Annotated in this window: 20 protein-coding genes and 1 riboswitch; of the genes, 2 read left to right on the top strand and 18 right to left on the bottom strand. The window is 56.8% G+C overall.

The window, feature by feature from the left end; all coding sequences use genetic code 11:
- The first annotated feature begins 54 nt into the window (after window positions 1-54).
- Window positions 55-936: a DMT family transporter gene (locus BM181_RS04375; protein ID WP_143092110.1), complete on the top strand. Its 882-nt coding sequence runs from the start codon at window positions 55-57 to the stop codon at window positions 934-936.
- 31 nt (window positions 937-967) lie between these two features.
- Here the strand turns inward: BM181_RS04375 and BM181_RS04370 are convergent, their stop codons facing one another.
- From BM181_RS04370 to dapF, 18 genes are all read right to left on the bottom strand, one after another.
- Entirely contained in the window at window positions 968-1,918 is a 951-nt protein-coding gene (locus tag BM181_RS04370) for a metallophosphoesterase (RefSeq protein ID WP_075442596.1), read from the bottom strand.
- A gap of 233 nt (window positions 1,919-2,151) precedes the next feature.
- Window positions 2,152-3,600, bottom strand: coding sequence for a beta-Ala-His dipeptidase (pepD, locus tag BM181_RS04365; protein ID WP_075442595.1), 1,449 nt, complete (start codon window positions 3,598-3,600; stop codon window positions 2,152-2,154).
- A 97-nt stretch (window positions 3,601-3,697) separates the two neighbouring features.
- The gene (locus tag BM181_RS04360) at window positions 3,698-4,240 is read right to left on the bottom strand and encodes a cell division protein SepF (RefSeq protein WP_075442594.1); all 543 of its coding nucleotides are present in this window, start codon (window positions 4,238-4,240) and stop codon (window positions 3,698-3,700) included.
- A gap of 205 nt (window positions 4,241-4,445) precedes the next feature.
- Window positions 4,446-6,266, bottom strand: coding sequence for a translational GTPase TypA (typA, locus tag BM181_RS04355; RefSeq protein WP_074515485.1), 1,821 nt, complete (start codon window positions 6,264-6,266; stop codon window positions 4,446-4,448).
- Window positions 6,267-6,491: 225 nt separating this feature from the next.
- Complete coding sequence (metK, locus tag BM181_RS04345; RefSeq protein ID WP_075442592.1) at window positions 6,492-7,682, bottom strand: methionine adenosyltransferase; 1,191 nt, start codon at window positions 7,680-7,682, stop codon at window positions 6,492-6,494.
- A gap of 104 nt (window positions 7,683-7,786) precedes the next feature.
- A riboswitch (SAM riboswitch) is annotated at window positions 7,787-7,891 on the bottom strand.
- A gap of 84 nt (window positions 7,892-7,975) precedes the next feature.
- The gene (locus BM181_RS04340) at window positions 7,976-8,770 is read right to left on the bottom strand and encodes an ABC transporter ATP-binding protein (protein ID WP_075442591.1); all 795 of its coding nucleotides are present in this window, start codon (window positions 8,768-8,770) and stop codon (window positions 7,976-7,978) included.
- Window positions 8,770-9,651, bottom strand: a complete 882-nt coding sequence (locus BM181_RS04335) for an ABC transporter permease (protein ID WP_075442590.1) — start codon at window positions 9,649-9,651, stop codon at window positions 8,770-8,772. Before BM181_RS04335 ends, BM181_RS04340 begins: the two co-directional genes overlap by 1 nt.
- Before the next feature lie 96 nt (window positions 9,652-9,747).
- Window positions 9,748-10,752 carry an ABC transporter substrate-binding protein gene (locus BM181_RS04330; RefSeq protein WP_075442589.1) on the bottom strand — a complete coding sequence of 335 codons (1,005 nt, stop codon included), beginning with the start codon at window positions 10,750-10,752 and terminating at the stop codon, window positions 9,748-9,750.
- Window positions 10,753-10,897: 145 nt separating this feature from the next.
- On the bottom strand, window positions 10,898-11,032 hold the full coding sequence (locus BM181_RS15505; protein ID WP_256211293.1) for a hypothetical protein: 135 nt from the start codon (window positions 11,030-11,032) through the stop codon (window positions 10,898-10,900).
- A gap of 10 nt (window positions 11,033-11,042) precedes the next feature.
- Window positions 11,043-11,327: a hypothetical protein gene (locus tag BM181_RS04325; RefSeq protein ID WP_075427881.1), complete on the bottom strand. Its 285-nt coding sequence runs from the start codon at window positions 11,325-11,327 to the stop codon at window positions 11,043-11,045.
- A 16-nt stretch (window positions 11,328-11,343) separates the two neighbouring features.
- Window positions 11,344-12,162 carry a Cof-type HAD-IIB family hydrolase gene (locus tag BM181_RS04320; RefSeq protein WP_075442588.1) on the bottom strand — a complete coding sequence of 273 codons (819 nt, stop codon included), beginning with the start codon at window positions 12,160-12,162 and terminating at the stop codon, window positions 11,344-11,346.
- The gene (locus BM181_RS04315) at window positions 12,146-13,885 is read right to left on the bottom strand and encodes a phosphoethanolamine transferase family protein (protein WP_075442587.1); all 1,740 of its coding nucleotides are present in this window, start codon (window positions 13,883-13,885) and stop codon (window positions 12,146-12,148) included. Before BM181_RS04315 ends, BM181_RS04320 begins: the two co-directional genes overlap by 17 nt.
- A gap of 77 nt (window positions 13,886-13,962) precedes the next feature.
- Window positions 13,963-15,201 carry a bifunctional phosphopantothenoylcysteine decarboxylase/phosphopantothenate--cysteine ligase CoaBC gene (coaBC, locus tag BM181_RS04310; protein ID WP_075442586.1) on the bottom strand — a complete coding sequence of 413 codons (1,239 nt, stop codon included), beginning with the start codon at window positions 15,199-15,201 and terminating at the stop codon, window positions 13,963-13,965.
- A 3-nt stretch (window positions 15,202-15,204) separates the two neighbouring features.
- Window positions 15,205-15,441, bottom strand: a complete 237-nt coding sequence (rpoZ, locus tag BM181_RS04305) for a DNA-directed RNA polymerase subunit omega (protein ID WP_371263007.1) — start codon at window positions 15,439-15,441, stop codon at window positions 15,205-15,207.
- Complete coding sequence (gene gmk / locus BM181_RS04300; protein WP_075442585.1) at window positions 15,441-16,043, bottom strand: guanylate kinase; 603 nt, start codon at window positions 16,041-16,043, stop codon at window positions 15,441-15,443. The genes rpoZ and gmk overlap by 1 nt, the downstream gene beginning before the upstream one ends.
- Window positions 16,040-16,336, bottom strand: coding sequence for an extracellular matrix/biofilm regulator RemA (remA, locus tag BM181_RS04295; RefSeq protein ID WP_075442584.1), 297 nt, complete (start codon window positions 16,334-16,336; stop codon window positions 16,040-16,042). Before remA ends, gmk begins: the two co-directional genes overlap by 4 nt.
- 14 nt (window positions 16,337-16,350) lie before the next feature.
- Window positions 16,351-17,229, bottom strand: a complete 879-nt coding sequence (locus BM181_RS04290) for a YicC/YloC family endoribonuclease (RefSeq protein ID WP_075442583.1) — start codon at window positions 17,227-17,229, stop codon at window positions 16,351-16,353.
- A gap of 24 nt (window positions 17,230-17,253) precedes the next feature.
- The gene (gene dapF / locus BM181_RS04285; RefSeq protein ID WP_075442582.1) at window positions 17,254-18,087 is read right to left on the bottom strand and encodes a diaminopimelate epimerase; all 834 of its coding nucleotides are present in this window, start codon (window positions 18,085-18,087) and stop codon (window positions 17,254-17,256) included.
- 161 nt (window positions 18,088-18,248) lie between these two features.
- On the opposite strand from dapF, the gene BM181_RS04280 reads away from it, so the two are divergent.
- Window positions 18,249-20,003, top strand: coding sequence for an Rqc2 family fibronectin-binding protein (locus BM181_RS04280; RefSeq protein ID WP_075442581.1), 1,755 nt, complete (start codon window positions 18,249-18,251; stop codon window positions 20,001-20,003).
- The last annotated feature ends 390 nt before the right edge of the window (window positions 20,004-20,393 follow it).

The following is a 20,393-nucleotide window of genomic DNA, read 5'->3' as shown; positions in this document are numbered from 1 at the left end:
AAGAAGTGGCACTTTTTAACCACAAGGATATTTGCCTGCTAAGGGGATGAAGATTTGACCAAACGAAAACAAGGCCTGCTCATGGTCTGCCTCGGCGCCTCGATGTGGGGCGGCAGCGGTGTGGCGGGACAATACCTGCTGCAAGATTGCGGCTTTTCTACTGCCTGGCTCGTGGTATCCCGCATGCTGCTCGCTGGCTGCCTGTTCCTGCTCATCGATTACTGCTGCTACCGGCAAAATATCCTGTCCATCTGGAAAGACAAGCAGGACAGGCCCGACGTGCTGCTATTTTCCATCTTCGGCATGCTGGCCGTACAATATACGTATTTTGCCTGCATCCAGCAGGGCAATGCCGCCGCAGCTACCATCCTGCAATACTTGATGCCCGTGATAATCATCGGCTATACAGCCCTCTCCTCCCGCAAGATACCGCCGCGCCGCGAATTCCTCTGCGTGGCGATGGCCGTAGGCGGTACCTTCCTGCTGGTCACCCATGGGCGTCTCGATACGCTGTCGATTCCGCTTGCCGCACTGCTCTGGGGGCTTGGCTCCGCTTTTGCCGCCGCCTTTTACACCACCCAGCCCAAACGCCTCATCCGCAAATGGCGGGCCACACTGATCACCGGCTGGGGCATGCTGCTGGGCGGGCTTGCGCTGATGCCCCTCTGTCCCCCCTGGCAGTTTTCTGGCACCTGGAACAGTCTGGCAGCCATCATCTACGCCTACATCATCCTCTTTGGTACCATCATTGCCTTCGGCTGCTATCTCGGCAGCATCAAATACATCTCCCCCACCGAAACCAGCCTCTTGGGCTCCATCGAGCCCCTATCTGCCATCATCCTCTCCATGGTCTTCCTGAACGCCAGCTTTGCCCCGCTGGATTACCTCGGCACAGCCCTCATCCTGGGCACCGTCTTCGTGCTGGCGAAAAAATAAGAACATGCCCTGGCTAACAGGATCTGACATGTCAAAATGACCGGTCAAATCCTGTTAGCCATTTCTTATGCTTATGGTCAAAGGTACGGACTTCGATATGATCCTCATACAAGTAGATGGAATTGGTCGTTATCTTCTTCCTGTCCATGCAATCGTTGTGGATATTATACGTATGCTCGTTATAGCGGTTGACCTTCTTATCGGCATAGCTCGGGTTATTGCACGGCGTGTGCGTATGTCCCGATACCCACAGCCTCACCTGGGGATTCTCGGTCAGAATCGCATCGATTGCATCGGCGGGCATCGCAATGGTCTTGGGGGTATTGACGGATTTCTTATAGTTCAGCAAGGTATGGTTGAGGGGCCCATGAAAAAAGACCAGCGTGGTCTTGTCGCGATGCTTGGCCAGATCCTTGCGGAACCACTCCAGCTGTTCCTCCCCAATCTGCGTGGGCAGCGGTCCTTCAGCCGACAGGAAGACCAGATGATACCTGCCGAGGTCTTTGGTGTACCAGCGCCGCGGCAGCTGCCAGAAGGTCGCAAAGTAAGCCAGTTTCTTCCGCCACATCAGCGGCCCAGCCACCTTCGCCCGGCCATCAGCCTGCAACGTGTCCTCATAAAGGAACTCGTGATTGCCCGTGATGACCCAGCATTTCTTTTTCAGCTTGGCAAAAAATCCACGGATATAATCATACTCCCGCTGCACCGCCAGCTGCTCGACGATATCGCCGACTACCGCCACCGCCGAAACATCCTCCCAGCCATTGATATCGGCGATCACATCGTCCTTAGCCGCACGGATTGCCTGCTGGCTTGCCGGCTTCGGATGCTTCGCCACACGCACCGGCAAATGCGGATCCCCCAGCACTACCAGGCGATAATACTCCCGGCCCTCAGCACCGGCCAGTCTCTCCCAGCCGCCCACAGCCAAAGCTGCCAGCCCCACCGCCAAATGGCGGATAAATGAACGCCTGCTCAGCATTCTATCCCTCCTCATCACACACAGATACATCCACTTATAGCTTCGCCATAGCATGGCAGAATTCCTTGAGACTGCAAAAAACACCTAGGCACCAGCAGAAATTGCAGGGACCTGCCGGCGCGTGTGAAAGGGAATCCCGCTTGATGCGCGGACCAGCTGGCAGCCTGCAATATATAAAGCCCACAGACGCATCACTGTGCATCTGTGGGCTTCTGTCTTTATCTTCTTATCGCTTAGAGCTTAGCAATCTTATGCAGCGTCTCTACGATGAGATCCACCTGCGGTTTTACCGTTTCAAGCAGCAGGCGCTCGTTCGGACTATGGATATCGATGGTCGTGACACCAATCGATACCATATCGAGCTGCGGGTTCTTGAGGAAGTGCCAGCCGCACTCAAGGCCGGCATGGATGGTCTCGACCTTCATGTCCTTGCCGTTCTGTGCCTTGAACGTCTCAGCCATGATCTTGGCGAGCTTGCTGTCTTTGTTTTCCTTCCAGCCCGGCGATTTCGTGCCGATATGAGCCGTAAAGCCCGTCAGAGCCGCATATTCCTGCGCCATCAGCGCGAATTCATCATTCTTGCCATCGATAGCCGAGCGCGGGAAGAACTGGACATTGACACTGTTTTCGTCCATGGCTACGACGCCGAGGTTCGCCGACGTCTCGACAAGGCCCGGGATGACCGTCGACATCGCGTAGACGCCCGTGTGGAGGATAGTCAGCAGGCGGAGCAGGCGCTGGGCATCGCCAGCCTTGAGCACCATGGCCGGCTTGTCAGCTGCAGTCAGGACGAAGTCCATGCCCGGATCGACCGTGCCGTAGTTCTGCATAAAGCGCGCCTTTTCGGCAGCGAGCACTTCGTTTACGGCCTGCTCGTCAAGGTTCGTAACGATTACCGCCGTGGCATCATCGGGGATGGCATTGCGCGCCTTGCCGCCCTGGAAGTCTGCCAGTTCCACCGTGCCCTTAGCCTGCAAGGCCAGCAGGGCCAGCGCCAGCGTACGAATAGCATTGCCGCGGCCGTCGCCGATGCGCTCGCCCGAATGGCCGCCGAGCAGGCCTTTGACCTCGATTTTCCAGCTATTGGCCTGCATAGCAGCCTCGCGCGTAAGTTCGCGCGAAAAATCCAGATTGATGCTGCCCGCACTGCCGACCGTCAGTTCATCGTAATTTTCCGAGTCGCAGTTGATAAGGAAGCTGGCATCTTTCAGATGGTCAGCGCTCAGATGGATGGCACCAGTCATGCCCTGCTCCTCGTCGACCGTCACGATCATGCGCAGCGGGCCATGATCCTTGGCGTTCTTCATGATGTACATCGCCTCGGCTACGCCGATGCCATCATCAGCGCCCAGGCTCGTCCCCTCGGCTTCCAGATATTTCTCGCCGCGTACAAGCTTGATCGGGTCCTTGAGCGGATCATAGGCATAGCCCTTTTCCGCCACGCAGACCATATCCATATGGCCCTGCAGGATCGTCAGCGGTGCCTTCTCGAAGCCCTTGCTGGCCGGCTTATCGGCAATGATGTTGTTCTTCTCGTCCTGTACGACTGAAAAGCCTGCCTCGGTCAGATATTTTTTCAGGAAGTCACTGACTGCCTGCTCATGGCCAGATTTGCGCGGAATAGCTGCGAGCTTCGCAAACTCATCCAATACGCCATCCAAAATCTCATTGTTCTGTTCCATTGAAACCCCTCACTAACTTAAAAATATAAAAACCAGACAGTCTGCACAGACTGCCTGGTCTTCTTGACAAAATGAACTACAAACTGCGGGCAGCGAATCACTCCGGCATTGCTACCGTCATAGCCTCGGCAACATCTACGCCAGCCGGAACGTAGAGCACGATCTGCCCCGTGACGCGCTTGGCGCAGCCATCGAGCACATAGCAGACACCATTGACGAAGTCACAGATGCGGCGCTGCTCAGCAGCCTCGATCTTCTCATAGTTGACGACGCAGGCCTTGCCCGCCTTGAGGTCATCCGCGATTGCCGTGACCTGGTCGAAGTTATTCGGCGCATAGATCTGCACCTTGAGTGCCATCTTCTTGGTCGTATGGACCGTCAGCTGCGGACGGCTCTTCTCCTGGCTCTGGTAGGAGCCCGTCGTGTACTTCGGACGGCTCACATGATACGAACCGCCGTTAGCGACCTTGACTTCCTCCTCGTAGCTTGCTACGCGTTCCTGTGCTGCCGATGCCGTCTTCTTCTGCGAAGACTTCTGTTCCTCGGCGAACTCCTCCTCGAATTCGTCCACGTACTCGATCGGCATCAAAAGATCCTGCAACTGCTTGATCTTGTCCTTGATTACTGCCCCTGCTCCCATGCTTATCGTCCTTCCAAATCAATCATAATAATTCCGATTTTCATTCAGCGAAAAGTTCTATAAAGACTTATCCATTCAATCGATAGTTTAACTATCCACATGATATCATAATTCTTGGTAAAATGCAAAAGTCCTGCTGGAAAAAATTATATTTTTCCAGCAGGACTTCTTAATTGTAACTCTATTGTCGTCTTTTCAGACGTTATCAGCCTTTGCGGGCGTTCTTGGCGTTACGGCCACGGATCGTGCGGTCCAGGATGGACTTGCGCAGACGGACGTGCTCCGGCGTAACCTCGACGAGCTCATCGCTGTTGATGTACTCGATAGCCTGCTCCAGGGACAGGATGCGCGGCGGCGTGATGCGGATGGCTTCATCCGAGGACGACGTACGCATGTTGGATACGTTTTTCTTCTTGCACGGGTTGATGTCGATATCGTTCTCACGGGAGTTCTCACCGACGATCATGCCCTCATAGACTGCCTCGCCCGGGCCGACGAACATCGTGCCGCGATCCTGCAGCGTGAAGATACCATAGCCCGTCGTCTCACCCTGCTCGAAAGCAACGAGCGAACCGCGCGTACGGCCCGGGATATCGCCTTTGTACGGAGCATAGCCGTGGAAGACATGGTTCATGATACCGTTGCCCTTCGTGCTCGTCAAAAGCTCGGAACGGAAACCGATCAGGCCGCGGGCCGGAATCGTGAACTCAAGGCGCATGTAACCAGCCGTCTCCGTCATGTTGACGAGCTCAGCTTTACGCGTGCCGAGGCCTTCCATAACAGCACCCATGAACTCCTGCGGTACTTCGACCGTCAGATTCTCGATTGGCTCGCAGAGCTGGCCATTGATAGTCTTGTAGACAACTTCCGGTTTACCGACCTGCAGCTCATAGCCCTCGCGGCGCATCGTCTCGATGAGGATGGACAGATGCAGCTCACCACGGCCAGATACTTTGAATACATCAGCCGAATCCGTCTCTTCGACCTTCATGGCAACGTTCGTCTCGATCTCTTTGAACAGACGATCGCGCAGATGGCGGGACGTAACGAACTCGCCCTCACGGCCGGCGAACGGGCTCGTGTTGACACCGAAGGTCATGGAGAGCGTCGGCTCGTCGATGTTGATGGTCGGCAGAGCCTCCGGATTCTCTGCATCGGCAACCGTGTAGCCGATGGAAACATCACCGAGGCCCGTCAGAGCGACGATGTCACCCATGCTTGCCGACTCGGTTTCCACGCGTTTGAGGCCCTGATAAACGAATACCTTGCCGATTTTGGCCTTGACCGTCTGGTCGCCATTGATGAGGACGACGTTCTGGTTCGTCTTAGCCGTACCGCGGATGATGCGGCCGATGGCAACGCGGCCAACGAAGGAGTCAGACTCCAGCGTCGTGACCATCATCTGGAGCGGAGCCTCCGGATCGCCTTTCGGTGCCGGAATCTCTTTGACAATCGTCTCCATCAGCGGTTTGAGGTCAGCGTTATCGTCTTCCATCTTGTACTTGGCAACACCATCACGGGCCGTCGCATAGATAACCGGGAAGTCGAGCTGATCGTCATCGGCATCGAGCTCCATGAAGAGCTCGAGAACCTCGTCATAGACATCGTCTACGCGCTGGTTCGGTTTATCGATCTTGTTGATGACAACGATCGGCTTGAGGCCCTGCTCGAGAGCCTTGCGCAGAACGTATTTCGTCTGCGGCATCGGGCCCTCGAAAGCATCGACGAGCAGAACGACACCATCAACCATGTTGAGGACACGCTCAACCTCGCCGCCGAAGTCAGCATGGCCCGGCGTATCGACGATGTTGATCTTGATGTCGTTGTACATGATTGCCGTGTTCTTGGACAGGATCGTGATACCGCGCTCGCGCTCGATATCGCCGGAGTCCATGACACGCTCAGCAACCTGCTCATTGGAACGGAAAACGTGACTCTGCTTGAGCATTGCATCGACCAGCGTCGTCTTACCATGGTCGACGTGGGCAATAATCGCAATATTTCTCAGCTTGTCATTGGTCATCATACTCATTCTGTGTAATCTGCCTCCTATAAATAAAAAGGGATACGCGTTGGTATCCATACTCTCTTGCATATTACATTACTCTTATCGTAAAGCAACAATCTAATTTTAATATTGACCGTCTGAGTTGTCAATATCTTTTTGCCCCATTGTACAGGTATTTTCCTTGACACCCTGTCCGCGAAAACAGCAAAGGGCTCCCCCTTCCGAGGGAGCCCTGCCATATTCTTAGAGCCCTGCTTCTTTCTTCAGCGTGTCAGCCTTATCCGTGTGCTCCCACGGCAGGTCGACATCGGTGCGGCCGAAGTGGCCGTAAGCAGCCGTCTGCTTGTAGATTGGGCGGCGCAGGTCGAGCATCTTGATGATGCCGGCCGGACGCAAATCGAAGTTGCGGCTTACGATTTCCTCAATCTTTTCCTCAGCCACTTTATTCGTACCGAAGGTATCGATCATGATGGATACCGGATAAGCGACGCCGATGGCGTAGGCCAGCTGAACCTCGCACTTGTCGGCCAGGCCTGCAGCGACGATGTTCTTCGCTACATAGCGGGCCGCATAGGCTGCACTGCGGTCAACCTTCGTGGGGTCTTTGCCCGAGAACGCACCGCCGCCATGACGAGCCCAGCCGCCATAGGTGTCGACGATAATCTTGCGGCCCGTGAGTCCCGAGTCGCCCTGCGGGCCGCCGATGACGAACTTGCCCGTCGGGTTGATGAAGATTTTCGTATCCTCCTTGAGGAGTTCTGCCGGAACCACCGGTTTGATGACCTGCTCGATGAGGTCTTTGCGAATCTGCTCCAGCGTTACGTCCTCATCGTGCTGGGTCGAAATGACGATGGTCTCGACAGCTACAGCCTTGCCGTCCTCATAGGCAATCGTGACCTGAGTCTTGCCGTCCGGACGCAGGTACGGCAGCGTGCCGTTCTTGCGGACTTCCGTCAGGCGGCGGGCCAGACGATGCGCCAGCGCAATCGGCAGCGGCATGAATTCCGGCGTCTCGTTCGTCGCATAGCCGAACATCATACCCTGGTCGCCAGCACCGATGGCCTCAGCGGCATCCATCTCACCCTCACGGGACTCGATAGCCTCGTTGACGCCCTGCGCGATATCCGGCGACTGCTCGTCAAGCGATACGAGAATGCCGCAGGTATCGGCATCAAAGCCGTATTTTGCACGCGTATAGCCGATTTCCTTTACCGTATCGCGAATGATTTTCGGGATATCGACATAGCACTTCGTCGAAATCTCGCCGACTACATGTACCTGTCCCGTCGTTACCATCGTCTCGCAGGCAACGCGGCCCATGGGATCCTCAGCCAGGATGGCATCGAGGATGCTGTCGGAAATCTGGTCTGCCATCTTATCCGGATGACCTTCGGTAACCGATTCCGAAGTAAAAAGCATACGTTTCTTACTCATTAAATCTACCTCCCCAGTAGTTAAAATACTTGCTGCTGAATATCCTCACACGTCCCGGTTCATAAGAAAAAGCCCTCGCAAAAACGAGAGCTTTCATTTCCTAACTCTCATCTTATAGGTAAAACCTAAAGGAATTGGCACCGTTTTGACTTGCATCAATGGTTGCCGCAGCTTCATCGGGCCATTCCCTCCACTGCTCTGGATGAGTTCATATTCAGCTTTGATGATTCAATGATACCGTACCCGTATCTTAAAGTCAAGTCTTATTTATGAATGCGATTCATAAAATCTCCTCAGCTAAGCAGCAGGCTGTCACTGCTGAGCTCACTGCCAGCAGCCTGCTCGAACATCTCGAGCAGATCCTTGATGCCCAGGGTCTTTTTCTTCTCACTGTCGACATCGAACAGGATATGGCCCTCATACATCATGATGAGGCGGTTGCCGTATTTCAAGGCATCGCGCATGTTATGGGTGATCATGAGGGTCGTGAGATGCTGCTGGGCCACAATCTTCTCTGTCAGCGCCAGCACCTTCTCAGCCGTCTTGGGGTCAAGCGCCGCCGTATGCTCGTCAAGCAGCAGAAGTTTCGGCTGCGCCATCGTCGCCATCAGCAGCGTCAGAGCCTGGCGCTGGCCGCCTGAGAGCAGTCCTACCTTCGATTCGAGCCGGTCCTCCAAGCCAAGGTCGAGCCCCTTCAAGAGCTTGCGGAAGTGCTCACGGCCATCGGCGGAGGAACTCCAGCGCAGCGTCGGCGTCAGGCCGCGGCGCTCGGCGATTGCAAGATTCTCCTCGATCATCATGCCCGCCGCCGTGCCCATCATCGGGTCCTGGAACACGCGGCCGATATACTTGGCACGCTTATGCTCCGGCCATTTGGTGATGTCGGTGCCAGCAATGGTGATGCTGCCCTCATCCACCGGATACGTGCCGGCGATCGAGTTCATCAGCGTCGATTTGCCCGCGCCGTTGCCGCCAATGACCGTAACGAAATCTCCCGGTGCCAGATGAAGGCTGACGTTATGCAGGGCCAATTTCTCCGTGATGGTCCCTGGATTGAAGGTCTTGGAAATGTTTTCGATATGCAGCATCAGTGTACCCCCTTCCGGAACTTGTTCCAGCGCGCCTGCAAGAGCGGCAGTGACAACGCCAGTGCGACGAGAATGGCCGTGAACAACTTGAGGTCATTGGGCGGCATTCCCATCTGCAGCACGATGGCAATGACGGCGCGGTAGACAATCGAGCCGAGGATGACCGAAATCAGGCAGTTCTTGAAACTGCGCGTGCCGAAGAGCACCTCGCCGATGATGACCGAAGCCAGGCCGATGACGATGGTGCCAACGCCCATGCCCACATCAGCAAAGCCATTGCTCTGGGCGACCAGCGCTCCCGAAATGGCCACCAGTCCGTTGGACAGCAGGAGGCCCAGCACGATCATATTGTCCGTGTTGATGCCGTTAGCCCGGATCATATGCGGGTTGAAGCCCGTCGCGCGCACTGCCGTGCCCAGCTCCGTGCCGAAGAACCAGTAGTTGAGCAGCGCCACCACCAGCACGATGATCGTGCCGATGACCAGCGTCGTCAGCGACTTGTCCAGCCCGCCAACAGTCCAGATGGTAAAGACCGTATCCTGCTGCAACAGCGGCAGATTGGCCTTGCCCATGATGCGCAGGTTGACCGAATAGAGGGCAATCATTGTGAGGATTCCCGCCAGCAAAGCCGGGATCTTGAGTTTCGTGCAGAGGAAGCCCGTGACTACACCGGCGAGCATGCCCGCCAGGCAAGCGGCCAAGATGGCCATGAGCGGATGGGCACCCGCGACGATCATCGTCGCCGCCGTGGCTGCACCAAGGGGAAAGCTGCCCTCCACCGTGAGGTCAGCAATATCGAGCACACGGAAGGTCAGATAGACGCCGATAGCCAGCAGCGCCCATAGCATTCCCTGCGAGACCGTAGCGATTACTAAATCCATAATTGAATCTCCTATTACCTAGACGTTGTAGCAAAAAGAGCGCGGCTGATGCAGCAGAACTGCACTGGCCTGCGCTCTTTCCTGTATTCCCATCACTTACTCGATGACATCTGCTCCTTTGAGGACATCCTCCGGCAGCGTGATGCCAAGTGCCGCAGCATTCTTCTTGTTGATCACGACCTTGAGATCCTTTGCCGTCTGGATTGGCATATCAGCCGGTTTTGCTTTGCCTTCGAGGACATCGGCTGCCATATGGCCCGTCTGGACACCGAGCTTGTAGTAGTCGATGCCATAGGTAGCCAGGCCGCCGGCCTTGACCATGTTCGGCTCACCGCAGATGACCGGCTTCTTGGCCGCATCGGTGATGGCCACCAGCGTCGGCATAGCCGAGGCGATGACGTTATCCGTCGGAACATAGAAGGCATCCACAGCGCCAACCAGGCTCTGCGCCGCCTGCTGGATATCGTTGACCGTCGAGATCGTCGCGGTCTTGACCGTCAGCCCCTTGGAGGCTGCATACTCCGTCATTGCCTTGACCTGCACCTCGGAGTTGACCTCGCTCGAGCAGTAGATGACGCCGATTGTCTTGGCGTTCGGGCAAAGCTTCATCAGGAGATCAACCTGCTCCTTGATGGGGTTCATATCGCTCGTCCCCGAGACATTTGCCCCGGGCTTATCGTTAGAAGCCGCCAGTTTTGCGCCCACATAGTCCGTGATGGCCGTGCCGAGGATAGGGATATCCTTCGTCGCATTGGCGATCGACTGAGCGGCCGGCGTCGCAATGGCGCAGATGAGATCCATCTTGCCGCTGACGAAACGCTGGGCGATGTTCTGCAGATTTGACTGGTCAGCCTGTGCATTCTGCTGGTCGAAGGTGACGTTTTTTCCTTCCTCAAAGCCACGTTCCTTCAAACCATCCACGAAGCCCTTGTTGGCAGCATCGAGGGCACTGTGCTCGACGAGCTGCACCACACCGATCTTGTACGTCTTGCCGCCACCGTTCGACGCCTGCTCCGAGCCGCCGCAGCCAGCCATGATTCCCGTAGCCAGCATCGTCGTAACGCCGAGTGCCAGCAGTTTTACCTTGCGTGATAATTTCATAATGTCTCCCACCCTTTTCAAGAATTTGTACACCATGTAATATTATACAATGTTACAACAATAAAATCCAGTAAAGTTTTTAACAGGCGGACATTCGTAGCAATTCTTTTTCCAGAACAAAACACTTTCAGACATACTTACCAGATTATTCCATGCAGGAAACAATCCCGTCCATGCAGCCCGTTGCTTCCGCCACCAGCACATCGATATGGCTGACGCCTTGGCGGCGGTCTTCCTTCTGCGCATGAAAAAACGAGCCAACGCCAGGTTGACTCGTCAATCTTTATTCTTTATTCGCCCTTCTTCATATTCGCTTCCAGCGCTTTTGCCGTCTGCTCAGCCAGCTTTTCGTCGAGCTTGGTCTTGGGCAGGTCCTCTGCCTTCGTATTCATGAGGTAGTTGACCTGCTTGCCGCAGAACCATACGCCCCAGCCGCCGGCGATGACCATGAGCACGCCAGCCACGGGATGGCCGGACATGAATGCATAGATGCCGCCGACCAGCAGCATCGCAAAGAAAATCGTATTCCAGGCCTGGACCAGGGAATTGTAGAATTTGGGCATAGATTTTGGCATAGTAATCATCCTTTCGTCAGAAGAACCTGTTTATCGCTTCCAGCACACCGAGATGGTCGTTATCGGCCACCACGGCATCGCTGATGGCTTTGATCTCCTCGCTGGCATTGCCCATGGCAACACCGAGGCCCGCCAGCTTGAGTACCTCTTCATCATTGGGCGCGTCGCCGATGGCTACAACCTCATCGGTGCGGATGCCCAGATGGTCACAGATGACCTTGAGCCCATGGGCCTTGGAGATGCCCTGGGCCGACAGCTCCAGCGATGTCTGCTCGGCAAAGGTCATCGAGAGCCCGAGCTTTCCGAGGCGCTCGTAATTGCGCAGCCGCGACGCTTCATCGCGATGATAGATATTCATCTTGCAGATGTCTCCAGCCTGTGCCGCGATAAAACCTGCCAGGTCTTCCTCGCAGCGGCAGACGCGCTCATACATCTCCCGGTATATCTCCATGTGGAAGTCTTCCATGCGCGCGATATGGCTGCCCCGCGTCACGGACTCGTCCACGGTCAGCAGCTGGGTCATCGCCTGTTCCTCCTCCGCCGCAGCAAAGGCCTGTACCAGGACCGCCTCCGGCAAGGGCTGTCTGGCTATCGGCTCACGGGCGCGGAAATCGTAGACAAGGCCGCCGCTGATCATGACGCCATAGTCAAAATCCGCAAGCTCCCGCTCGTAATCCTTGAGCTCCGCCTTGCCGCGTCCGCTGGAGACGATCACCTCGATGCCGCGCGCCTTGAGCTCATGCACGGCCGCACTGATTTCCGCTGGGAACCGTTTGGCCGAGTCAAGGGTCGTGCCGTCAAAGTCCAGTGCCAGCAATTTATAATCTTTCTTCACGTTCTCTATCCTCTCCCCTGTATCTATACGGTTTCTTTCCTTTAAGCAGCCGCAGCTCCTGCCGGTAGCCTGCCTGCAGGATGCTCTTGTCGCGTCGGTAGGCCGGCACTTCAGTCTGCATGAGGTCCAGCAGGGTATGGATCATATCATCCGTCATATAAGGCCGCGTGCTGGCCGCTGCCAGCCGCTCCATGAGCGCAGGGCGCTTGGCGCGGAACTTCTCCGAGGTCCAGCAGACCATCGGGATATCGCGCTGCCAGCTGCTGCTCTCATCGCCATGGCCGACCACGGCGCGGGTGTCGTTGATCTCCTCGCCGTGGTCGGAGATGAAGATGACGATGGCATCCTGCGCTTCGAACCGGCGAATGATCTGGTCGACGATGTAGTCATCATAGAGCACCGCATTGTCATATTCGGCACGCACCGCGCGGCCCTCGCCGCTTTCATCTGCTGCCGTGAACTGCGCAAACGCCGCAGGATAGCGGCGGATGAAGTCCTCATGGGCCCCCATCAGATGCACCACCGTGAAATTCTGCGCCGCACTGCGCGTCAGACTGTCATCGAGCAGCGGCAGCACCTCTTCGTCATAGCGCTCGACGAGATCGATTGTATGTGAAGTCGAGCTCGTAAAACGGTGTTCGTCACAGCGCCCCGCAAGCGTACGGCCGATGCTGCCATAGAAGCCCGCCGACTCCTGATTGGAGACCCAGGCTGTGCGGATGCCAGCCGCCCGCAGGATATCAAAGAGATTGAGCTGCTCATACCAGACGCCGCCCGCCTGCTCCTGCGCATGATCGTAAAAGCAGAACAGTGTCTTCATGACGGCCATCGTCGCCGCATGGGGGCTGATGGCATCGGTGAACACCGTGAGCTCTCCCCGTTCTGCCCGTGCTGCAAGCTGCGGCGTCGTCGGCAGTTCGTAGCCATAGAGCTGCATGTGATGGCGGCTCGTCGACTCGCCGAGGATGAAGACGACCTGCGGGATGTCGTTCTCCTGCCGGAGAAGCTCCACCGGCTGCGCGGCCAGCGTGGCATCGACATACTCCGCCGAGCCTATCTCCTCGAAGGCCTTCGGGATGATGTAGGCCACGCGGCCCAGCGAGTATTGCTGCGGATAATTCTTGCCAAGGTACACCGCCGCATCCATGCCATCCTGCGCAGCCTCCGAGCCAGCATAGACCACGGTGCCCGCGAACAGGAAGACACCACAGGCCAGCACCGCCGCCAGCCGTGGCTGCGCCCGCTGCCAGAGCCTGGACAGCTTCCCTCGCCCCTGCCAGAGCAGGCCACAGGCTGCCAGTGCTGCCGCCAGCAGCAGGACAAGATGCCCCGACTGGGCCAGCACATACTCGCGCGCCTCCTGCGGATTCGTCTCGAAGATGACCTGCATCATGCCCTCGTCGAGGTAGTTATGATAGCTGTAAAGGGCAAATCCATCGGCCAGCGCCAGCAGGAAACTTGCCAGCACTGCCAGCCGCTGCACCACTTTGGGCAGCCAGCCCAGCGCCAGTGTCAGCAGGAAGACCATGCCCAGCGTGCGGACGATCCCTGCCAGCGTCAGCGCAGCACGCCCCCATAGGGGCACAGCCTCCTCCTGGAACATGCCGATCTGCACCATCGTCGGGATATTGCAGGCCGCCAGCGCCACGAACAAGACGCCATAGCGATGCACGAACCAGCGCATCCAGCGCTTCAGGCGCAGCCAATAATAGTGAAGGTACAACGCTTCATCTCCTCACAAAGAAACGGAAGAAGCCCCTGCCACCGGCAAAGACTGCTTCCGTTACCTTACACATCTGTCTATTTTTCCAGCACCTCAGCCACATGGTCGAGTATGATGCCCGCCAATTCCTTCTTGCTCATCAGCGGATATGGCGTCATCCGGCCTGACCGGTCAATGAGCTTGATGCGGTTCGTCTCAACGCCAAAGCCAGCGTCAGCCTCGGAGACATCGTTGGCCACGATGAAGTCGAGATTCTTCTTCGCCAGCTTCTTGCGCGCGTACTCCTCGACCTTGCAGGTCTCAGCCGCAAAGCCGACGAGCACCTGGTGCTCCTTCTTCTGGCCGAGCTCATAGAGGATGTCCGGATTGCGCACGAGATGCAGCGTCAGATCATCCTCGCTCTTCTTGATTTTCTGCTCCGCCACAGCAGCTGGACGATAGTCGGCCACGGCCGCCGACTTGATGACAGCCGCCGCTTTCGGGAACTCTGCCAGAACAGCCTCGCGCATCTGCCGCGCCGTCTCGATGCGGATGACGCGGACACCCGCAGGATCCTCCAGCACCGTCGGGCCCGAGACCAGAACGACCTCGGCGCCACGCCGCGCGGCCTCTTCTGCAATGGCATAGCCCATGCGGCCCGTCGAGCGGTTGCCGATATAGCGCACGGGATCGAGCGGCTCGATCGTGCCGCCAGCCGTCACAAGGATTTTCTGACCGGTCAATTGACCAGTCAGATCCTGACATGTCAACGGTTGACTTGTCAAGTCCTGACTGGTCAGAGCGGCGCTGACGATGCGCACGATATCCACGGGCTCTGGCAGCCTGCCCTTGCCGCTCGTGCCGCAGGCCAGATGCCCTGCCGCAGGCTCGATGATATGGAACCCACGGGACCTCAGTTCAGCGATATTGCGCTGCGTGATGGGATTCTCGTACATATTCGTATTCATCGCGGGCGCCACGTAGATGGGCGCCTTCGTCGCCAGCAGCGTCGTCGAGAGCATGTCATCGGCGATGCCCACAGCCGCCTTGGCGATGATATTGGCCGTAGCCGGTGCAATCAGCATAAGGTCGGCAAGCTGCGCGAGGGCGATGTGCTCCACGTTGAAATGCGTGACTTTCTCCCACATGTCGACAGCCACTGGCTGGCCGCTGATCTCGCGGAAGGTCAGCTCCGTGACAAACTGTGTCGCCTCTTTCGTCATGATGACGTGCACTTCAGCCCCTGCCTTGCGCAGGCGGCTGACAATCTCTACCGCCTTATAGGCCGCGATGCCCCCCGTCACGCCCAGAACGATTTTCTTGCCCTGAAGTTCCATGGCTTAGAGATCCGCTTTGGAAATCTTGTAGTTGATCTTGCCCTCGGCAATCTCCTCCAGTGCGTTCGTGACATTCTTCGTCGATTTCGACTTGAGCTCCTTGAGCTCCTCGCCGCTCAGCAGCTGACGGGCACGCTTGGAAGCGCAGACGACGAGGCCATAGCGGCTGTCGACCTGTTTCATCAGCGTATCGGTGGACGGATTTACCATGCTCATTACGGGATTGTTATTTGCTTTCATTACTGTTCCAACTCCTCAAATTTATCTAAGTTCATGCTTACACGGCAATGCTCAGCCGTCATGATGCATTTGATGCGCTTGACTGCCTGGCGTACCGTATCGTTGACCACGGCATAGCCATACTGGCGACCGATGGCGATCTCCTCCTTGGCAGCGCCGAGACGCTTGGCCAGCGAATCAGCCGTCTCCGAGCCGCGGCCGCGGATGCGGCGCTCGAGCTCGCCGATGGACGGCGGCAGCAGGAAGATGAATAGCCCGTCGGGGCACTTCTTCATGACATTGAGCGCACCCTGCGTGTCGATTTCCAGCAGGATGTCCTCGCCAGCGGCGAGACGCTCCTCGATCTTGCCCAGCGGCGTGCCGTAGTAGTTGCCATAGACATTGGCATACTCGAGGAAGCCGCCCTCCTCGATCATTTTCTCGAACTGTGCCTTATCCATGAAGTAGTAGTTCTTACCATCGACTTCACCCTCACGCGGCTGGCGCGTCGTGGCCGAAATGGAATAGGCAAGTTCCGGCGTCTGCGCGAGCAGCTCGCTGCAGACCGTTCCCTTCCCGGTGCCCGATGGCCCGGAAACCACAATCAATAATCCCTTGCTCATTCTTGCGTCTCGTCTTCTTTCTCTTTGATTTCAGTTTTCACTTCCGTGTCGTCATCGTCTTCGACGCGATGGGCCACCGTCTCGGGCTGTACAGCCGACAGGATGACGTGGTCGCTGTCCATGATGATGACGGCGCGCGTGCGGCGGCCATAGGTGGCATCGATCAGGCGCTCGCCATCGCGGGCCTCCTGGATGATGCGCTTGATGGGCGCCGATTCGGGGCTTACTATCGCTACGATCCGGTTGGCCGATACGATATTGCCAAAACCAATATTGATGAGTTTGATATCCAAAGGGGTACCTCCTCTTATTCGATGTTCTGAACCTGCTCGCGCAGCTTCTCGATCTCGCTCTTCATATCGACGACAAGCTGTGCGGCCTCCGTGCTGTTGGCCTTCGAGCCGATGGTATTCGTCTCGCGGTTGATCTCCTGGATCAAAAAGTCCAGCTTGCGCCCCACCGGCTCTGCGGACTGGGCAACGATCTGCTGGAACTGCTGGAAATGGCTGCCGAGGCGCACGAGCTCCTCGGTGATGTCCACGCGGTCCGCGTAGATCGCAGTCTCCTGGATGAGCCGCGTTTCGTCAAAGGTCTGGCTCTGCAGTGCCTCAGCTATCGTCTGCTGCAAGTGGTCGCGATAGGCATGCACGATACCTGGCGCCAGTTCACTGACCTTTGCCCGCATCGACAGGAGCTTCTTGAGCCGGGCCGCAAAATCCGCCTCGATGTTGCTGCCCTCGGCCGCCCGCATGGCATCAAAGTTTGCCAGCGCCTGCTCCATTGCCTGCAGGAGCAGCGGCTTCATCCCCGAGATATCGCTGTCGCTTTCAATCTCCAGCACATCAGGGAAGGCCGCAAACGCCTGCACATCATCGGGCCGCGCCAGATGCAGCACATCGCTCATCTCGTTGAGCGCCTGCTGGTAGGCCAGCACCAGCCCCTTGTTGACGCGGATATGAGCCTGGCTCTCGCGCTTGTCGGCAAAGCTCACATACACATCCAGCTTGCCGCGGGCAGCCACGCCCTTGATGCACTTGCGCAGCGCATCCTCCCATTGGCTCAGCTGCCGGCCCATATGGAAATTGATTTCGAGGAACCGCTGGTTGACGGCCTTGACCTCAACGGAGACCTTGTAATCCTCCGTCTCGATGGCCGCCGCACCAAATCCCGTCATGCTCTTTAGCATCGAACCGCCTCTTTCCCTGCTGTCTCAACCAATCCACTCGCCCGTGAACACGAGCTCTGCCGGGCCAGTCATGAACACATGGTTATTTGCCGCCCACTCCACAAGGAGCTTGCCGCCATCGAGCTGGACCTCGGCCTTGCGGTCGATCTTATCGTTGAGGACACCGGCCACCACCGTGGCACAGGAGCCTGTGCCACAGGCCAGCGTGATTGCCGCTCCACGCTCCCAGACGCGCATGCGCACATGGCTGCGGTCCTTGACCTCGACGAACTCCGTATTCGTCTTGCGCGGGAACAACGCATGATGCTCAAACTGCGTGCCCAGCTCCTCAATCGGGAATTTTTCTGCATCATCCACAAAGACGACGCAATGGGGATTGCCCATCGAGACCGCCGTCATCGCATAGGTCGTGCCGGCCACTGTAATCGGCTCGGCAATGACCTTCCTGCCATCAAAACCCAGAACGGGGATTTCCTCGCCCAGAAGATGGGGCTCGCCCATATCCACCTGGACACCAGTCACTTCATCCTCTGCAAGGATGATCTTCGGCACGAGGATACCAGCCCCCGTCTCCACCGTGAACTCGGTCTTGCTGGTCAATTTATAGTCGTAGAGATACCGCGCAAAGCAGCGGATGCCGTTGCCGCACATCTCCGCCTCACTGCCATCCGTATTGAAGATGCGCATGCGGAAATCCGCCTTGGCCGACGGCAGTACGACGAGGATGCCATCCGCGCCGATACCATAATGACGATCACAAACCTTCTGGGAAAGCGCCGCATAATCCTCCGGCTCTTGCTCGCGGCAGTCAATGAGCACAAAGTCATTGCCGCAGCCCTGCCATTTCGTAAATTTCATCGCCTACAGCCTCCCAATTCTAGTTACTCATTATAGTATTATATTGTTTTTTGCAATCTTATGCAATACCCTCCCTCGAGGTCACGTCACGAATTGCCCCGCTCTGGCATTGATGATATAATTTAGAAGTTATACCCTACGATTTATAAAGGAGAATCATCATGAGTCTTGACGGCTTTTCCATGCATGCTCTCGCCCGGGAGCTCAACGCGACGCTCGCCGGCGGGCGCATCGATAAAATCACGCAGCCCAACAAACAATCCATCATCCTGTCGATTCGACAGCCAGGGCAGAATTACCTGCTGCATATCTCCATCAACTCGCAGAATCCTTCGGCACATCTTCTGGAGCGCAATCTCGAGAACCCGCCCGAACCTCCCGTCTTCTGCATGGTACTGCGCAAGCAGCTGGAAACGGGACGCATCGCCGCCATCCGCCAGCACGGCCTCGACCGCCTGCTGCTCATGGACGTGGATTCGCTGGCCGCTGGCGGCAAGATAGTCACCAAGACCCTCGTCATGGAACTCATGGGCAAGTACAGCAACATCATCCTCGTGCAGGACGGCACCATCATCGATGCCCTGCGCAAGATCGGCGCCAACAGCAGCCGTGTGCGCACGGTCCTGCCTGGCGATGCCTACGAGCTGCCCCCGGGGCAGGACAAGCTCGACCTCTTCACCGCGGACCTTGACGACATCATCGCCAGCATCCAGAAGGATGGCGAGCAGCGGCTCGACAAGGCCCTGCTCTCTGCCTGCATGGGCTTTGGCCCCGTGTCGGCCAAGGAGACCTGTTTCTCCGCCGGCCTTGCCCCCAGCACCCGCATTGGCACCCTCGAAGCCGTTGACTTCACGGCCATCCGCGATGCCCTCATGGAAATCCGCGCCGCCGCCAGCGACGAAAACGCCCAGCCCGTTCTTGTGATCGATGAAAACAAGAAAATCCTGGCCATGAGCTCCTTCCCGCTCCACTATCTGGCCAGCGGTACCAGCCTTGCCTTCCCCACCCTCAGCGCCATGCTCGAAAAGGCCGACCAGCTTGCCGGAAGCTACGTCCTGCCCGACAAGGACCGGTTCAAGAAACTGGTCAAGAATGAGCTGAACCGCGCCGAGAACAAGCTCGTGAAGCTCGACGAGGAAATCGCCGCCGCCGAAAATGCCGAGGAATACAAGATTCGCGGCGACAATCTCATGACCTACCAGTATCAGTTCCAGGACCATGTGGACAGTGAGATCACCGTAGCCAACATCTACAGCGAGACCGGCGAGACCATCACGATCCCTTTGGACCAGCGCTATACGATCATCCAAAACATGCAGGCCTGCTACAAGAAATACGACAAGCTCAAACGCGCCCAGGAACTCCTGCGCGTCCAGCGCCGCGAATGCGAAGACAACATCACGTATCTGGAAAGCATCGAAGCCTCCCTGCTGGCCTCCGAAAGCCTTGGCGAAATCGCCGAAATCCACAACGAGCTCGTGGAAAGCGGCTACCTGCGCGAAAAGCTCAAGCGCAAGAACAACGATAAGCCCTCCCATCCGTTCCACTTCCAGACGCCTGACGGCATCGATATCTTCATCGGCAAGAACAACTACCAGAACGACAAGCTGACCTGTAAGACCGCCAGCTTCAACGACACCTGGTTCCACACCCAGAACATCCCGGGCTCCCACGTCATCCTGCGCAACGGCGGCGATCCCGTAAGCGAGGACAACCTCCTGCTCTGCGCCAGCCTTGCCGCCCACTTCAGCAAAGCCCAGGGCTCATCCAAAATCCCCGTCGACTACACGGAAATCCGCTACGTCAAGAAGCCCTCGGGCAGCAAACCAGGCTTCGTCATCTTCACGAACCAAAAGACCCTCTATATCACCCCCGACGAAGAAGAACTGCGTCCGTTCCTCATGCAGGAAAAATAAAACAAACGGCCCGCTGGCACACAAAAACCAGCGGGCCGTTTGCTGTAAAATTGCAGTTTGTAAATTACCGTGTTTTTATTCGAGGAAAGCCGCGCCGCCGGGCAGGGGAGTACCAACGCTTCACTTAGATGCTTTGCTAAAAATATTTTTTGCCTTTAACTAAGCATTGAAAAAGTTCCCAAACGCGCTGCGCTTGAACGGTGTGAATTTTTCAACGGAATGTGTAGGCAAAAAATATTTTCTTCACGCAAACCATCAATGTTACGCTTATGGTACTCCCCTGCCCGGCGGCTTCGTTTCAGCAATAGTCCGAATGAATCTTCAACCTGCTAATACGTTAGTGCGTATCATTCTGTGCCTAGGACAGTCGCTCCAGATAGAAAGAAGCAC

The organism is Pseudoselenomonas ruminantium, from assembly GCF_900113715.1.
In the GTDB taxonomy this organism is placed as follows: domain Bacteria; phylum Bacillota; class Negativicutes; order Selenomonadales; family Selenomonadaceae; genus Selenomonas_A; species Selenomonas_A caprae.
The sequence above is the reverse complement of the archived record's forward strand: the minus strand, read 5'-3'. Positions and strand labels throughout refer to the sequence as shown.

Excerpts from the sequence above, each read along its gene's own strand:
- BM181_RS04370 (WP_075442596.1), bottom strand. The coding sequence starts at position 1,918 with ATGCTGAGCAGGCGTTCATTTATCCGCCATTTGGCGGTGGGGCTGGCA.
- pepD (WP_075442595.1), bottom strand. The coding sequence starts at position 3,600 with ATGGAACAGAACAATGAGATTTTGGATGGCGTATTGGATGAGTTTGCG.
- BM181_RS04360 (WP_075442594.1), bottom strand. The coding sequence starts at position 4,240 with ATGGGAGCAGGGGCAGTAATCAAGGACAAGATCAAGCAGTTGCAGGAT.
- typA (WP_074515485.1), bottom strand. The coding sequence starts at position 6,266 with ATGATGACCAATGACAAGCTGAGAAATATTGCGATTATTGCCCACGTC.
- metK (WP_075442592.1), bottom strand. The coding sequence starts at position 7,682 with ATGAGTAAGAAACGTATGCTTTTTACTTCGGAATCGGTTACCGAAGGT.
- BM181_RS04340 (WP_075442591.1), bottom strand. The coding sequence starts at position 8,770 with ATGCTGCATATCGAAAACATTTCCAAGACCTTCAATCCAGGGACCATC.
- BM181_RS04335 (WP_075442590.1), bottom strand. The coding sequence starts at position 9,651 with ATGGATTTAGTAATCGCTACGGTCTCGCAGGGAATGCTATGGGCGCTG.
- BM181_RS04330 (WP_075442589.1), bottom strand. The coding sequence starts at position 10,752 with ATGAAATTATCACGCAAGGTAAAACTGCTGGCACTCGGCGTTACGACG.
- BM181_RS04325 (WP_075427881.1), bottom strand. The coding sequence starts at position 11,327 with ATGCCAAAATCTATGCCCAAATTCTACAATTCCCTGGTCCAGGCCTGG.
- coaBC (WP_075442586.1), bottom strand. The coding sequence starts at position 15,201 with ATGGAACTTCAGGGCAAGAAAATCGTTCTGGGCGTGACGGGGGGCATC.
- rpoZ (WP_371263007.1), bottom strand. The coding sequence starts at position 15,441 with ATGAAAGCAAATAACAATCCCGTAATGAGCATGGTAAATCCGTCCACC.
- gmk (WP_075442585.1), bottom strand. The coding sequence starts at position 16,043 with ATGAGCAAGGGATTATTGATTGTGGTTTCCGGGCCATCGGGCACCGGG.
- BM181_RS04290 (WP_075442583.1), bottom strand. The coding sequence starts at position 17,229 with ATGCTAAAGAGCATGACGGGATTTGGTGCGGCGGCCATCGAGACGGAG.
- dapF (WP_075442582.1), bottom strand. The coding sequence starts at position 18,087 with ATGAAATTTACGAAATGGCAGGGCTGCGGCAATGACTTTGTGCTCATT.
- BM181_RS04280 (WP_075442581.1), top strand. The coding sequence starts at position 18,249 with ATGAGTCTTGACGGCTTTTCCATGCATGCTCTCGCCCGGGAGCTCAAC.